The sequence below is a fragment of the Sphingomonas brevis genome (assembly GCF_023516505.1).
GTDB lineage: Bacteria > Pseudomonadota > Alphaproteobacteria > Sphingomonadales > Sphingomonadaceae > Sphingomicrobium > Sphingomicrobium breve.
Window position 1 is genome coordinate 1,733,688 of sequence record NZ_JAMGBB010000001.1, and the last position, 13,795, is coordinate 1,747,482.

The 13,795-nt window shown below is 62.7% G+C and carries 11 protein-coding genes; 5 read left to right on the forward strand and 6 right to left on the reverse strand.

The features are described from left to right. Nucleotides 1–19: 19 nt before the first annotated feature. Entirely contained in the window at nt 20–340 is a 321-nt protein-coding gene (locus tag LZ518_RS08930) for a polyhydroxyalkanoic acid system family protein (RefSeq protein ID WP_249915648.1), read from the reverse strand. Between the two features lie 58 nt (nt 341–398). On the opposite strand from LZ518_RS08930, the gene LZ518_RS08935 reads away from it, so the two are divergent. The 5 genes from LZ518_RS08935 to LZ518_RS08955 all read left to right on the forward strand — a co-directional run bounded on the left by LZ518_RS08935 (nt 399) and on the right by LZ518_RS08955 (nt 6,955). Continuing rightward, on the forward strand, nt 399–1,133 hold the full coding sequence (locus tag LZ518_RS08935) for a D-Ala-D-Ala carboxypeptidase family metallohydrolase (protein WP_249915649.1): 735 nt from the start codon (nt 399–401) through the stop codon (nt 1,131–1,133). 66 nt (nt 1,134–1,199) lie between these two features. Then, nucleotides 1,200–2,798, forward strand: coding sequence for a M28 family metallopeptidase (locus tag LZ518_RS08940; protein WP_249915650.1), 1,599 nt, complete (start codon nt 1,200–1,202; stop codon nt 2,796–2,798). Between the two features lie 52 nt (nt 2,799–2,850). Continuing rightward, the gene (gene clpB / locus LZ518_RS08945; RefSeq protein WP_249915651.1) at nt 2,851–5,430 is read left to right on the forward strand and encodes an ATP-dependent chaperone ClpB; all 2,580 of its coding nucleotides are present in this window, start codon (nt 2,851–2,853) and stop codon (nt 5,428–5,430) included. After that, nucleotides 5,427–6,140, forward strand: coding sequence for a 2OG-Fe(II) oxygenase (locus tag LZ518_RS08950; protein ID WP_249915652.1), 714 nt, complete (start codon nt 5,427–5,429; stop codon nt 6,138–6,140). The genes clpB and LZ518_RS08950 overlap by 4 nt, the downstream gene beginning before the upstream one ends. A 62-nt stretch (nt 6,141–6,202) precedes the next feature. Beyond that, a complete protein-coding gene (locus tag LZ518_RS08955; protein ID WP_249915653.1) occupies nt 6,203–6,955 on the forward strand; it encodes a 2OG-Fe(II) oxygenase in 753 nt (250 codons plus the stop codon). Here LZ518_RS08955 and LZ518_RS08960 read toward each other — a convergent pair whose 3' ends face one another. The 5 genes from LZ518_RS08960 to LZ518_RS08980 form a co-directional block, all read right to left on the reverse strand. After that, nucleotides 6,956–8,947 (reverse strand): tetratricopeptide repeat-containing sulfotransferase family protein, encoded by a 1,992-nt coding sequence (locus LZ518_RS08960; RefSeq protein ID WP_249915654.1) that lies wholly within the window; start codon nt 8,945–8,947, stop codon nt 6,956–6,958. A 32-nt stretch (nt 8,948–8,979) separates the two neighbouring features. Then, nucleotides 8,980–9,261, reverse strand: a complete 282-nt coding sequence (locus LZ518_RS08965; RefSeq protein ID WP_249915655.1) for a hypothetical protein — start codon at nt 9,259–9,261, stop codon at nt 8,980–8,982. A gap of 119 nt (nt 9,262–9,380) precedes the next feature. Further along, nucleotides 9,381–10,121: a DUF6065 family protein gene (locus LZ518_RS08970; RefSeq protein ID WP_249915656.1), complete on the reverse strand. Its 741-nt coding sequence runs from the start codon at nt 10,119–10,121 to the stop codon at nt 9,381–9,383. A gap of 161 nt (nt 10,122–10,282) precedes the next feature. After that, on the reverse strand, nt 10,283–13,387 hold the full coding sequence (locus LZ518_RS08975; RefSeq protein ID WP_249915657.1) for a TonB-dependent receptor domain-containing protein: 3,105 nt from the start codon (nt 13,385–13,387) through the stop codon (nt 10,283–10,285). A gap of 199 nt (nt 13,388–13,586) precedes the next feature. After that, nucleotides 13,587–13,793 carry a DUF2093 domain-containing protein gene (locus tag LZ518_RS08980; protein ID WP_249916535.1) on the reverse strand — a complete coding sequence of 69 codons (207 nt, stop codon included), beginning with the start codon at nt 13,791–13,793 and terminating at the stop codon, nt 13,587–13,589. Nucleotides 13,794–13,795 lie beyond the last annotated feature (2 nt).

Here is a 13,795-nt window from a genome sequence, read left to right on the forward strand (position 1 = left end):
TGTTGCCTCAGGGAAGAGCCTAGTCGCGCTTGTCCTCAAGCAGCAAGTCGCTGCCCTTGAGCTTCATCATCTGCTCGATCGGTCCGGCGAACAATGCGAGCATCCCGGGCAGCTGGATATGGCAATGGACCTTGGTCTCCTCGACGTCGATCCGCGCCTCGACCGCCTGGCCCATGGCATGAACGGTGAGGTCGAGTCGCTCGCCAGACCAATTGGCGTCGATATGACTGGCCCCACCCGGAATCTGATCCTTGAGCTTGTGGATGTTGGTGGCGATCCGGCGGTGGGCCTCGTCACGGCCAAGCTTGTGCGGAATATCGACGTCGATCGGGCGCTGCATGGCCGAAACATGCGGTGCGCGGCGTTGCTTTTCAATCGCCGGAGAGTTCTTATGGGCAATGACCCGCTGGCTAATCGCGATGTTGATGCTGTTGTCGGCCCCGGCGCTTGCCCAAAGCCCCCAGGCGATGCCGCAGTGGAATCCGGCGGCGCCCTATGTCACAGCCGGGCAGGATGAGCCCGGCTACCGCGCCTGGGTAGGCAGAGTGTCGTGGCGCCCGGTCTATGTGAAGGCCTTCAACGATTATCTGACGACCTATGGCGTCGGCGGAGTCGTGCCGACCTGGCAGCTGCTGCGCACTGCCACCGACTGGGAGAAATGCGGCGCCGAGCCCTATGAGATTCCACCGCCTGGCGCGTGGCCAAACATCGTCGCCGCGCTGCGCTACGTCGGCGCCTATGTGATTCCCCGGATCGGCCCGGTCGAGGTCGTGTCGGTTTACCGCAACGAGCGCCTCAACTCTTGCGCCGGCGGAGCGCCGGAGAGCACCCACAAGCTGCTTGGAGCGGTCGACATGGTGCCGCTGAGGCCGATTACCCGCGAAGCGCTAATGACCCGCTTGTGCCAGATCCACCTGGCTAGCGGCGCGCAATTCTACGTCGGCCTCGGGCTCTACAAGGGCATCCGGTTTCACGTCGACGCCAAGAAGTTTCGCGAATGGGGCATGGCGGGCGCCCAGGGGCATTTCGGCTGCACGGCGGTGCTGGCCGAGGGACCAATGCCCTTCCCCATCGCTCCGCCGGACTTCGCCGGTGTTCCCGTCTCTCCCGATCCTTCGGCGCCCCGCAACTGAGGGTTGCGGAGGAGGCAATTGGGCTTCATCGTCCGCCGGCGATTTTCCGGGGAGCGAGAGTTTCCGATGCTGCGTCCAGTTGCTTTTGCTGCCTTGTTGCTATCGGGCGCCGCCAGCGCACAGACTTTTTCCGCCGAGCGGGTCCACGCCGATGTCGCCTTCCTCGCCGATGATCTGCTCGAGGGCCGTGCCACGGGAAGTCGCGGCTATGACATCGCTGCCCATTATGTCGCGTCGCGATTCGACGCGCTGGGTCTGAAACCCGGCGGCAAGAACGGCTGGTACCAGCAAGTACCGTTCGTCACCGCCTCGGCCGATCCCGCCAAACCATCATCCCTGACCATTAACGGAACCCGCTTCGCCAACAACGAGCATATCATCATCGGCCCGACTGTGGCCGCGGCGGTGATCGACCAGGCCGCACCCCTGGTGTTCGTCGGATACGGCCTTGAGAATGAATCGCTCGGCCTCGACGATTATGGCGGGCTCGACGTTCGCGGAAAAATAGTCGTCTACCTGTGGGGAACGCCGGAGGGCCTTCCAAGCGAAATTGCGGCGACGCTCAACGACAAGAAGAGCGAGCTGGCCGTATCAAAGGGCGCCGTCGGAGCGATCAGCATCGCTTCGCAATCCCTGTTGCAGATTTTTCCCTGGGACAGGATCGTCAAGAACAGCGCCCTGCCGCGGATGCGCTGGGTCCATCCCGATGGCCATGTTGAAGACCCGACCGCCGCGCTCCGGCTGAGCGCCTTGATCGATAGCACCGCGGCCGAGGCATTGTTCAAAGGAAGCCCGTTTGAGAAGAATCTCGCCGCCGTCCTGGCCGACAGGAAGGCTCGGCCGAAGGGATTTGCCCTGCCCGCCCAGGTCCGGGTGGAGCGTTACAGCGTGATCGACAAGGTTCAGGGCGCCAATGTTCTCGGACTGCTCGAAGGCACCGACCCACAGCTAAAGAATGAGGTAGTGATGCTGAGCGCGCACCTCGACCACCTTGGCATCATGCCGGTCGACCAGGCTGACAGGATCGCCAACGGGGCGATGGACAATGCCGCCGGCGTCGCCACCATGCTGGAGGCGGCGCGCGCTTTCGTCGACAGCGGGCAGCGGCCGAAGCGTTCGATCCTGTTTGTCGCCCTGACCGGCGAGGAGAAGGGCCTCTACGGCTCGGAATATCTCGCCAAATATCCCGAGCCCGCGGGCAAGAAGCTGGTCGCCGACGTCAACCTGGACGAGCCGTTGCTGACCTATGACTTCTCCGACGTGATCGCCTTTGGCGCGGAGCATTCGACCATTGGCGCGACGGTCGGCCGTGCGGCATCACGGATGGGGCTCAAATTGTCACCCGATCCGGCCCCGGATCAGAATAGTTTCGTCCGGTCAGACCATTATAGCTTCGTCAAGGAAGGAACCCCGGCCGTCATCCTGTCTACCGGCTACGCCAATGGCGGCGAGGCGGCATGGAAGGAATATGAGGACAAGCATTACCACGATCCCAGCGACGACCTGTCGCAGCCAATCAATTGGGAGGCTGGGGCCAAATTCGCGCGGATCAATTATCTGATCGCGCGCGATCTGGCCGACGCGCCGCAGGCCCCTCGCTGGTATTCCGGGGACTTCTTCGGCGAAAAGTTTGCGCCCAACGCGGCCAAGGCGCCAAAACCCTAGGGTTGTGCTACGCCGATAACACACCACATGGCCTCCAACTTGAGGGGTACCCATGGATTTTGAGAAACTGACCGACCGCGCTCGCGGCTTCCTGCAGGCGGCCCAGACCATCGCGGTTCGAGAACATCATCAGCGGATCACGCCGGCCCATTATGCCAAGGCGTTACTCGATGATGAGCAGGGCATGGCCGTCGGCCTGATCAATGCCGCAGGCGGTGACGGCGCCGCGGCGCGGCGGGAGGTCGATGCACTGGTCGCCAAGCAGCCGGCCGTCACCGGCTCCGGAGCCACGTCTGCGCCCGGCGTTGACGGCGACCTTATCCGTTTGCTCGATCAGGCTCAGGAAATCGCGACCAAGGCCAATGACAGCTATGTCACCGTCGAGCGCATCCTGCTCGCCATGGCGCTGGCCAAAAATAGCGATGTCGGGGCCGCCCTCGCCAAGGCCGGGCTCACTCCGCAGAACCTAAATGCCGCCATCGACAAGCTGCGCGGCGGCCGCACCGCCGACACTCAGGCGTCCGAGGACCGTTACGATGCGCTCAAGAAATATTCACGGGACCTCACCGAGGCAGCTCGCGAGGGAAAGCTTGATCCGGTCATCGGTCGCGACGAGGAAATCCGCCGCACCATTCAGGTGCTGGCCCGCCGCACCAAGAATAACCCGGTGCTGATCGGCGAGCCCGGCGTCGGCAAGACCGCCATCGCCGAGGGGCTGGCGCTGCGCATAGCCAACGGTGACGTCCCCGACGGGCTCAAGGACCGGAGGCTGTTGTCGCTCGACTTGGGCGCGCTGATCGCCGGCGCCAAATATCGCGGCGAATTCGAAGAGCGGCTGAAAGGGGTGCTCGACGAGGTCAAGCAGGCGGCAGGCGACATCATCCTGTTCATCGACGAAATGCATACCCTTGTGGGGGCGGGAAAGTCCGAAGGCGCGATGGACGCCTCCAACCTGTTGAAGCCCGCCCTCGCCCGAGGCGAGCTGCACTGCATCGGCGCAACGACGCTCGACGAATATCGCAAGCATGTCGAAAAGGACGCGGCGTTGGAGCGGCGCTTCCAGCCGGTGTTCGTCGGCGAGCCGACCGTGCCTGACACCATCTCCATCCTTCGTGGACTCAAGGAGAAGTATGAGCTGCACCACGGCGTGCGCATCACCGACGCGGCGATCGTCGCCGCCGCTATGCTAAGCAACCGCTACATCACCGACCGCTTCCTGCCCGACAAGGCAATCGACCTGATGGACGAAGCCGCAAGCCGGATCCGCATGGAGGTCGAATCCAAGCCCGAGGAAATTGAAAATCTCGACCGCCGGATCATCCAGCTGAAGATCGAGCGCGAGGCGTTGAAGAAAGAGAGCGATTCCGCCTCCAAGGACCGCCTGAAAACGCTTGAGCAGGAACTCGCCAACCTGGAGCAGCAGTCGGCCGAGCTCACCACCCGCTGGCAGGCGGAAAAAGACAAGATCGCGGGCGAAGCCAAGATCAAGGAGCAGCTCGACGCGGCCCGGATCGAGCTTGAGCAGGCCCAGCGGGCCGGCGACCTCGCCAAGGCCGGCGAGCTGCAGTACGGCCGCATTCCCGAGCTTGAGAAAAAGCTCGGTGAGGCTTCACAGGCCTCGAAGGGCGCCATGCTGCGCGAGGAAGTCACCGACCAGGATATCGCCGCCGTGGTCAGCCGTTGGACCGGAATTCCGGTCGAACGGATGATGGAGGGCGAGCGCGAAAAATTGCTCAACATGGAAGAGGCGATCGGCGCGCGCGTAATCGGCCAGGCCGATGCGGTAAAAGCCGTTTCCGCGGCCGTCCGCCGAGCCCGCGCCGGGCTTCAGGACCCCAATCGCCCGCTCGGTTCCTTCCTGTTCCTCGGGCCGACCGGCGTCGGCAAGACCGAGCTGACCAAGGCGCTGGCCGAATTCCTGTTCGACGACGCTTCGGCAATGGTCCGCATCGACATGAGCGAGTTCATGGAAAAGCATGCCGTTGCCCGGCTGATCGGCGCCCCTCCAGGCTATGTCGGCTATGAGGAAGGCGGCGTACTGACCGAAGCCGTTCGCCGCCGGCCCTATCAGGTCGTGCTGTTCGACGAGGTCGAGAAAGCCCATGGCGATGTCTTTAACATCCTGCTGCAGGTGCTCGACGACGGCCGCCTGACTGACGGCCAGGGCCGCACGGTCGATTTCACCAACACCATCATCATCCTGACTTCGAACCTCGGGTCGCAATATCTCGCCTCATTGGGCGAGGATGAAAATCCAACCAATGTCGAGGCGCAGGTGATGGAAGTGGTTCGTGGCCATTTCCGGCCGGAGTTTCTGAATCGGCTGGACGAAATCATCCTGTTCCATCGCCTGTCGGCCAGCCACATGGGTCCGATCGTCGATATCCAGATCCAGCGGCTTCAGAAGCTGCTCGACGACCGCAAGATCCACCTCGACCTGACCGATGCGGCTCGCGCCTGGCTGGGCCGGGTCGGCTATGATCCGGTCTATGGCGCTCGACCGTTGAAGCGCGCGGTTCAGAAATATCTGCAGGATCCGCTGGCCGACGAGATTCTGGCCGGTAGGGTGTCGGACGGGTCAACGGTCAAGGTTGACGAAGGCGACGGCGGGCTGATGATCGAGGCGGCATGACCTTTGCGCTGAATCCTGCCCACGACGCGAGCCGGCTTGCGGACGAGCTTGGCCGCCACAAGCGCATCCAGGTTCCGGCATTCCTGGTTGCGCCCGGGGCCGAGGACCTTCTCCGGCATTTGACTGAATCAACCGACTGGCGGCACGTCATGAATGCCGGCGACAATGTTTATGAGATCGGCTGCGACGAGCTGGCGGCAATGGACCCTGAGCAGCGCGCCTTGCTGGACCGCAAGATCGACCGGGAGGCGGTCGAAGGCTTCCAGTTTCGTTTCGACACGATCCGAGTGCCGGACGAGGAGGCGGACCGGCGGGCAATGGGCAGGCTGGTTGCCGACTTCGCGTCCTTCCTGAGTTCATCGGCGACGGTCGACTGGTTTCGCGCAATCACTCGATGCGACACAATTGAGTTCGCCGACTGCCAGGCGACGCGATACCGCAACGGCGCGTTCCTGACCCGTCATGACGATGCGGTCGAGGGCAAGCAACGCTCGTTCGCCTATGTCCTCAACTTGACCAGGGATTGGCGCGCCGAATGGGGCGGGCTCTTGCTCTTCCCGGAAGATGAAACCGCGCGCATCGACGCGATGGTCCCCGACTTCAACCTGCTCAACCTGTTTGAAGTCGGCCAGCAGCATTGCGTGACCCAGGTGGCAAGCTATGCGCCGCGCCCGCGCATCTCCGTTACCGGCTGGCTACGCAGCCGCTGATCGCGCGAATTGAGGCCGCCCGCCCCACGGTGTAGAGCGGGTCTAAACTAACGGAGAATGAGTTGGCCTCTCAAACCGGCGACGAGCCTACCCCCCTGTTCGAGATCAATCCCAATCTGGACCGCCAGTCGCTGGCGGCGCAGTTCGCCCGGGATGGCAGGATCCAGGTCCGAGATGTGCTGACCCAGCGGACTGCGCTCGAAATCGCGCGCATCCTCTCGACCGAAACGCCGTGGGGCTTGTCGTGGCAGGCAGGCGCTAACGGCCCTCACCATTTGCGCGCCGGCGACATGGCCAAGCTCGGCCCGGGCGACGGGCCCGCAATGGCCCAGGCGATCGGCAAGGCGATCCAGGGCACGGAATATGCCTTCGCCTACACAGCCTACCCGATTCTCGACGCTTACCTCGAGAAATGGCACCCTGGCAGCCCGCTCGAACTGCTGCTCGAGCATATTAACGACGACCCGTTCCTGGCGCTGCTGCGCGATGTCACGGGCATCGCCGAGCTGGTCAAGGCCGACGCCCAAGCGACGCTTTACCGTCCCGGCCAGTTCCTCAGCCTGCACAGCGACAGCCACAAGGAAGAAGGTTGGCGGGTCGCCTATGTGCTCAATTTCACGACGACCGAATGGCGACCCGATTGGGGCGGCTACCTCATGTTCTTCGACGAAGACGGGGATATCGAGGCCGGCTACAAGCCGCGCTTCAACAGTCTCAACCTGTTCGCCGTGCCGCGCTGGCACGCGGTGTCCTACGTGCCGCAATTCGCTCCGACCGCGCGCTATGCGATTACCGGCTGGGCGCGCGACCGCTAGCTACAGCTCGAGCGGCTCGTAACCGAACCGCTCGACCCACGGTGCGAGGATCGGCAGCACGGGCTCCATCTGCTTGCGGTATTTCTCCCAGCGGCCCTTGGCGCGCACGTAGATGCCCTCCGTCACCTGGGCATAGCTCGGCGTGCGGATATAGCCGCGGTCGAGCGCGGTCTTCTGGTGGTCGAGCACCTTGTCGTCCCATGGGAGGCCAAGGAATGCGAGCAGCTTCCTTAGTTCGCCCTCCGTGTCCGCGACCATTTCCTCATAGCGGATGGCATGAACGTTGAGTGGGAAGATCTCCTGGCACTTTTGCCAGAAGGTCATCGCCCGGTCGTAGAGCAGCGCGGCGTTGGTCAAGTCGAGGAAGCTGACCATCGCCTCGCTCACCTGGAAATTCTGCATGAAGCAGCTCAGCACTACGTCGCATGGGTGCCGCAACGCAAAGATGAAGCGCGCATCGGGAAAGATGCGGTGGATCAGCGGAGCGCGACGTGTCGCCAGGGGGTTCTTGTCGATCAGCAGCTTGCCCGGCACGAGCGGCTCTGGAAGCTCGGCGAAATATCGGTCGCGCAGCGCATCGACCGCAGCGCCGTCCAGATCCGGCAAGCGGTCGAGTCCGCCCAGGCTTTCTTCCAGCCGGACGATCATCGGCTGCTCCTCGATCACCTGGGCAGCCGGGTGGCCCATCAGGATCGTGTCCAGCAATGTCGTTCCGGAGCGGAAAAATCCGACCAGGAATGCCGGCGCGGGCGGGTCGTTCTTGGGGACCACGGGCTGCCATTTCGCGAACCATTCCGCTGTGGTCTTCTCGGTGAGTCCTTCGATGAAACGTCCCCATTGGGTCGGATCATAAACGACTGCGTCGGGACGCCGGGCGGTGATCCGGTTCATCTCCGCAAAAGCGGCAAAGGCAGTTTCGGCGTCGCCCAGCCGGTCGGCGACTTCGCCGATGAAATTGGACCGGATCGCTGAATCGAGACTATCCGCATGCGACTGCTGGGCGAGCCGCAACGCGTCCTCCAGCTTACCTTCCCGCCGATAAACCAGCGCCTGTACGAAGTCAGCTTCCTGGCCCTTCACGCCGTGCGCCAGCGCTTTCTCCTGCAGTTCGACCAACTCTTCGGTCCGATTGCCGCGTTCCATCAGGATCGCGACATTGAGGTAGGCGGCCGCGGAGTTCGGGTCGGTCTGAATAGCCAGGCGATAGGCCTGTTCGGCCTTTTCCAGGTCGTCGAGCCTGGCAAAGGCCAGGCCCATGACCAGGAATATGTTGGAGTCATCGCGCCGCAAGCTTGCGGCTTTGCCGAGAAATGGCAGCGCCCGGGTCGGATGGCCCATACGAACCAATGCCTTGCCGATCTCAAACAGTGCGATGCCGTCGTTCGGATCCAGCCGGCTGGCTTCCTCAAACTGGCTGAGGCTTTCCTGATGCCGGTCGGCGGTGGCGAGGGCCCGGCCGAGATTGACGTGGACGAAGGCGGCATCCGGCCGCAATTCAACCGCACGCCGCAGCGCCTCGACTGCGCCTTCGGTATCGTCCGCTTCGTGCAGTGCATTACCAAGGTTGTTCCACGCCGCATGGTCATTCGGCGCCGCCTCAACGGCCCGTTTCAGGAAGCCCAGCGCCTCGTCTATATTACCGAGCCGCTTGGCGATCGACGCCCTGAGGCGCAGAAACTCGGCGGCTGACGTGCTGGGCGGCGCATCCCTGCCCAGCTTGTCCGCTTCCTCGACCCGGCCGGAATCCATCAGGGCCTGCATCGCGTTGAGCCGCGTTGGCAAGTCGGACGGAGATTGTTTCAGCGCGCTGGTCAGGAAATCCGCGCCGAGGCCGGGTTCGCCGGTCTGGCAATAGAGCACCCCGACGAACTGCAGCGCGACAACGCTCTTGGGGTCGGCGGCCAAAGCTTCCTCGGCGCGCCGACGCGCACCGAGCAAATCACCACGCGCATGCAATTGTGCGGCTTCGGAAAGCATATTGGGCAAATTCATGGGCTTGCCCTAGCCGGACATTTGGAAAGACTCTAGCCGCCGCGACGGGTTTCAATCGTCGGCCGGTTAAACATTTCCTCGGCATCCTTCTGGTGCTGGATGCGCATCTGCTCCCATTGCAGCTTGGTCTTGCAGGTTTTTTCCTTGAACCGGCTGCCGGTCTTCATCTCATATTTGCAGACGATCACCTGGTCTTCCGCGGCGTCATCGCGGGCCGTAACGGTAATCGGGTCCGATTGCTGGGCCATTGCCGCGATCGGATAGGCCAGGGTCGTAACGGTGAAGGCTGCGATCAGCCCCAGTCGCAGATTCATACGCGCCTCCTAAACTCTTCATCGCTTCGCCCAATTTGCGCCATGGCTGAAGCCGGAACGATTGGCTCGTAGCAGAGAACGAATCCCCGGCTGTTGATATCAAGTTCGTTGTACAAGGGTCAATCGCTCTTAACGAAGGGCTTGATGCGCAGCTTCACCTCATGCGTTTCGGAACCGCTTCGCCCATCCGGGCAAACCCCGCGATAATAAAGCTTCTGCCAGCGGTCGCTGGGATCGGTCGGCGGATTCCGTTCCATCTCGCGATGGAATTCGAGGCGGGACTCACTCCAGGCCTGATACTGCGCGGCAAGCTCGGGATCGCTCGATATGGGCAAGATACGCGGCTCGAATTGCTGGATGGCGCCGCGCGGAACCGGAAAGAAAAAGCAAAAGGGCTCGCCTTCTTCGAACCGCACGACCTGGTCCGGCCGCGTGAATTTCCAGTTCATGGTGAAGGTATAGGGTGACCAATCCGTCTCGATGATCCCGGCAAGCGGGGCGATGCCATCCTTCGGGCTGTTGGGGGGTCCGCTGGCCCAAAGGTTCCAGTCCGGCGGCGTCCGGAATATCGCTTCGATATGAAAAGTCAGGATGCCGGCTCCGAATAGCGAAACCGGGACGAACGGGGCCTGCGTGGCCTGGGACAGGTCGATGTGAACCGACGAGGCTGCCGGGCCGCCGTCCCACACCGCGGCAAAACTGCACGGGCTGAGGATTTCCCACCCATGTGCATTGCCGATGTCCAAGGGAAGGCAACGGTAAGCATAAGCTTCAGGCGTTGCGTCCATCCAGTCCCGCTTCGGGGAAGCGGGGCGGATGCGCGGCTCCCATTCCGGCGTAACGAAGCAGTGCAGATCCATCCAACCTCACTACACGACAAAATCGCGTATCACAGCTCCGCTGAACGGCCTGCCGGATTCGTCTCTGGAGCGAAGGCAAAAAAAGAAGGGCGAGACCGAAGTCTCGCCCTTCAGTTGTTGAGGGGAGGAACCGATAGCCCCACCCCTCAAACTGTTTCGGATTAGAACCGCAGCCGGGCCGAAACGTAGGCGCGGCGGCCAATCACGTCGTACAGCGACGGATCGGTGCCCGACTGGACGTTCGGAGCATAGGTCTCCGGACCCTTGTCGAACGCGTTGTTCAGGCCGACCCGCAGCGTCAGCGGCTTGAAGTCCGCTTCGACGGCCAGGTCGACGTAGATCACGCCATCGGTGCCGGTGAACAGATCCTCTTCACCCGGGAACTGGACGCTCAAGCGGTTGTCCATGCCATCGATGTAGCGGATGCGCGATTCGAAGGTGAACGGCTTGACGTTCCACGCCAGGTTCAGGTTGCCCTTCCACTCGGGGAAGCTGGTGCCCAGCCCCGCGCCGAAATAGGAAACCGTGCCGGCATAGTCGAGAGTGACGCCCGGAAGTTCCTCTACCTTGTAGTTGATCAGGTAGTTGACCATCAGGTTGGCCGACAGCTTCGATCCCGGGGTCAGCCAATCCGTCGGCAGGTTGTAGCCGAGCTGGACGTCGACACCCGAGGTCTTCACGACGCCCTGGTTGACCGCCTGGAAGTAGGAACCGTCGCCGCCGATCGCCTCAGGAATGCTGATCGAGGAGATGTCCGGAGTACGATTGATGCCGGTGCAATACGGGCTGGTGCCATCCAGGTCGGGATTGACGCCGTGGAAGCCGTAGCAGGCCGCGATCAACATGTTCGTATCAGGAGCAAAGATCGTGTCTTTGATCTTGATGTTGTAATAGTCGATCGAGCCGGTGAAGCCCCACTTCTGGAACACGGCGCCGACGGTGAAGGTATCGCCGGTTTCAGGTCCAAGATCGGCGTTGCCGGTGATGCCGATGAACGCCTGCGAACCCGGCGTCTGAACGTAGGTCGCGGTCTGAGCAAGGCTCAGGCCCGTTGCCTGACAGATCGCCGCCCCAGCTGCACCAGCGGTTGCCCGGAAATTGGTGTTGATCGAGCAGGGGTCGAAATACTGCGGGAACGAGCTGCCGCCCGAGAACAGTTCGACGAAGTTCGGAGCACGCACCGAGTGCTGGTAGCTGCCGCGGAAGCGGAGCTCGTCCAGCGGAGCCCAGCTGACGGTGACACCGTAAGCATTGTCGGACGATCCGCCTTCGCCGCCATTCTGGATGTCGACGAATTCGCTCTTCGAGTGACGGAACGACAGGCCGAGTTCCAGTTCCTTGGCGTACTGCGCATCCTTGAGGATCGGAATACGCGCTTCGGCGAACCAGTCGGTGAACTTGTTCGTGCCGTGATCCGGAGTCGCGGTGTTGAAGCCGGCGATCGGCCCGAACAGCGTGCCTGGATCGAAGTCATAACGCCAGCGACGCTGCTCGCCACCGAGCACGACGCTGAGCGGGCCGGCCGGAAGCTCAACCACGTCACCCGTGACGAAGCCCTGGAGGACCTTGAGGGTGAAGTCGGTCTGCGTGAAGCCCGTCTCGTTGAGGAATTCGACGCACTCCGCCGAGATCGGGTTGATGCCGAACGGATTGAAGCCGCCCTCGCACAGGCTGTCGCCACCGTCCGCAGCCTCGAGCAGACGCTCGGCGTTCTGGACGTTGACGTTGCCGCTGGCAGCCGTTTCGATCGTGGTCCGACCCCAGCTGTACGAAACTTCGTACCGCCAATTGTCGACGATGTCGCCGCGCAGGCCGGCAAGGCCCTGCAGGACGCGGTTTTCGGTGGCCGTGAGGCGCAGACCGGTGTCCAGCAGACGCTTGGCGATCTTGATCGGCTCGGCAGCGCCGACGCCAACAAGGGCGGGGTCGTCGCCGGTACGCGAATCAAGCAGGATATTCAGGTCGGCCGGTACGAACGGATTGCTCCGCGGGATAACCAGCTGCGTGACACTGAAGCCGCAGTTAACGAAGTTGGACTTGGCGCGCAGCGGGTTCGTGCCCGTGGCGCACTCGACGCGGGTGCCGATCGGCGTGGCCGCGAGGCCCGAAGCCGAATTATACTCGGTGTAGCCGCCCTGGATGAAGAAGTCCGCGTGCGGATCGATCTCGTAATTACCCTTTACGAAGAACGACTTGCGCTTCAACGGCAGGACCAACAGGTTGGTCCGGTCGAAGTTGTAGGAATAGAAGTCCGGGAAAAAGTTCTGGTTCGCCGCGGCGGCGTCATTGCCTTCCGGATCGAAACGATAGTTGACGACGTCCTGGGCCGTGTTGAACACGCCGAAGCCGATCAGCGTACCGTCATTGTTGAAGCCGACGCGGCTGGCGTCGTTAACCGAACCCGGCGCATAACCGTAGCTGCCGAACACGGTGTTCAGCGCAGCCGCGCTCGGTGCGTTGGCGCCGCTGGCAACATAACGGGCCATCGGCGGGGTTGGCGTGGTCGAGGTTGCCTGAGCGGCGAAATCGCGCTCGAGCTTGCCGAGATTTTCACGCGACGAGAATTCGGCCGCAACCGCTACGTTACCCTTGCCGTCATCGAAATTGGCACCGAGCACGCCGGACACCTGATACTCGCGCGCGTCGAAATTCTTGAGCGCGTTGGAGTAGGTCGCACGCAGGTCGACGCCCTGGAAGTCGTCCTTCATGATGATGTTGACGACACCCGCGATGGCGTCCGCACCGTAGGTCGCGCCGGCGCCGCCGGTGATCACGTCGATGCGCTCGATCAGGCCCTGCGGAATGGTGTTCAAGTCGACCGACAGGTCGGTGCCCGACGACATCGGACGACGGCCGTCGATCAGGACCAGGTTACGGTTCGAGCCGAGGCCGCGAAGGTTGATGTTCGATTGACCGCCGTTGCCGGGGTTGTTCGACGTGGTCGTGCCGGCCGGGTTAACCTGCGGCAGCGTGTTGAGGAAGGTGTCGAGGGTGATGTCCGCCTTGTCGACCGTCTCTTCACCGGTGACCACCGCAATCGGGCTGCTCGAGGTCAGGTTGGGACGGGCGATACGCGAACCGGTAACGACGATCTCGCGGCCGGCAGTTTCTTCGGCTGGCGTCGGCGCCGCGGTTTCATCAACCGCCTGCGCGGGCTCGCCGGTAACCGGCTCCTGGACGTCCTGCGCAAAAGCAGGCGTGCCCAGAACCGACGCACTGACAAACAACGTCGTCGTCAGCAGTCGATTACGATAAGTGCTCTTCATTTTGTCTTCCCCTTCGCGTCGCCTCAGCGAGGCTTTGCCCAAAAGCCAGGCGCGCGAACGCACCTCGGCCAAGTGGGGACGTCTTATGGGAGCGTGCCGAAACGGCGCAAGACGAAACGAAAGCTTGACGACACTTGCCCGGCGCTATGTCACATTTTGGACACACCGCGCTCGGCGCTGAGTCATATTTGACGCAGGGTCAGATATTGCCTGCGCGGCGCTCCGCTTCCAGGCTGGCAGCGGCATCGGCATAGGCCTCCTGCCGGTCGACCGACCAATAACGAAGTTCGTCGAGCGGAATCACCGCGCCGGTGATCGCGCAGCGGACGTGGTCGCCGGCCGACAGCAGGCGGAAAGTGCCGTCGAGATAGTGGATCTTGGCCTCTCGGGCCGTACCCATCAGCATCG

Coding starts and splice junctions, on each gene's coding strand:
- LZ518_RS08930 (WP_249915648.1), bottom strand. CDS start 340: ATGCAGCGCCCGATCGACGTCGATATTCCGCACAAGCTTGGCCGTGAC.
- LZ518_RS08935 (WP_249915649.1), top strand. CDS start 399: ATGACCCGCTGGCTAATCGCGATGTTGATGCTGTTGTCGGCCCCGGCG.
- LZ518_RS08940 (WP_249915650.1), top strand. CDS start 1,200: ATGCTGCGTCCAGTTGCTTTTGCTGCCTTGTTGCTATCGGGCGCCGCC.
- clpB (WP_249915651.1), top strand. CDS start 2,851: ATGGATTTTGAGAAACTGACCGACCGCGCTCGCGGCTTCCTGCAGGCG.
- LZ518_RS08950 (WP_249915652.1), top strand. CDS start 5,427: ATGACCTTTGCGCTGAATCCTGCCCACGACGCGAGCCGGCTTGCGGAC.
- LZ518_RS08960 (WP_249915654.1), bottom strand. CDS start 8,947: ATGAATTTGCCCAATATGCTTTCCGAAGCCGCACAATTGCATGCGCGT.
- LZ518_RS08965 (WP_249915655.1), bottom strand. CDS start 9,261: ATGAATCTGCGACTGGGGCTGATCGCAGCCTTCACCGTTACGACCCTG.
- LZ518_RS08970 (WP_249915656.1), bottom strand. CDS start 10,121: ATGGATCTGCACTGCTTCGTTACGCCGGAATGGGAGCCGCGCATCCGC.
- LZ518_RS08975 (WP_249915657.1), bottom strand. CDS start 13,387: ATGAAGAGCACTTATCGTAATCGACTGCTGACGACGACGTTGTTTGTC.
- LZ518_RS08980 (WP_249916535.1), bottom strand. CDS start 13,793: ATGCTGATGGGTACGGCCCGAGAGGCCAAGATCCACTATCTCGACGGC.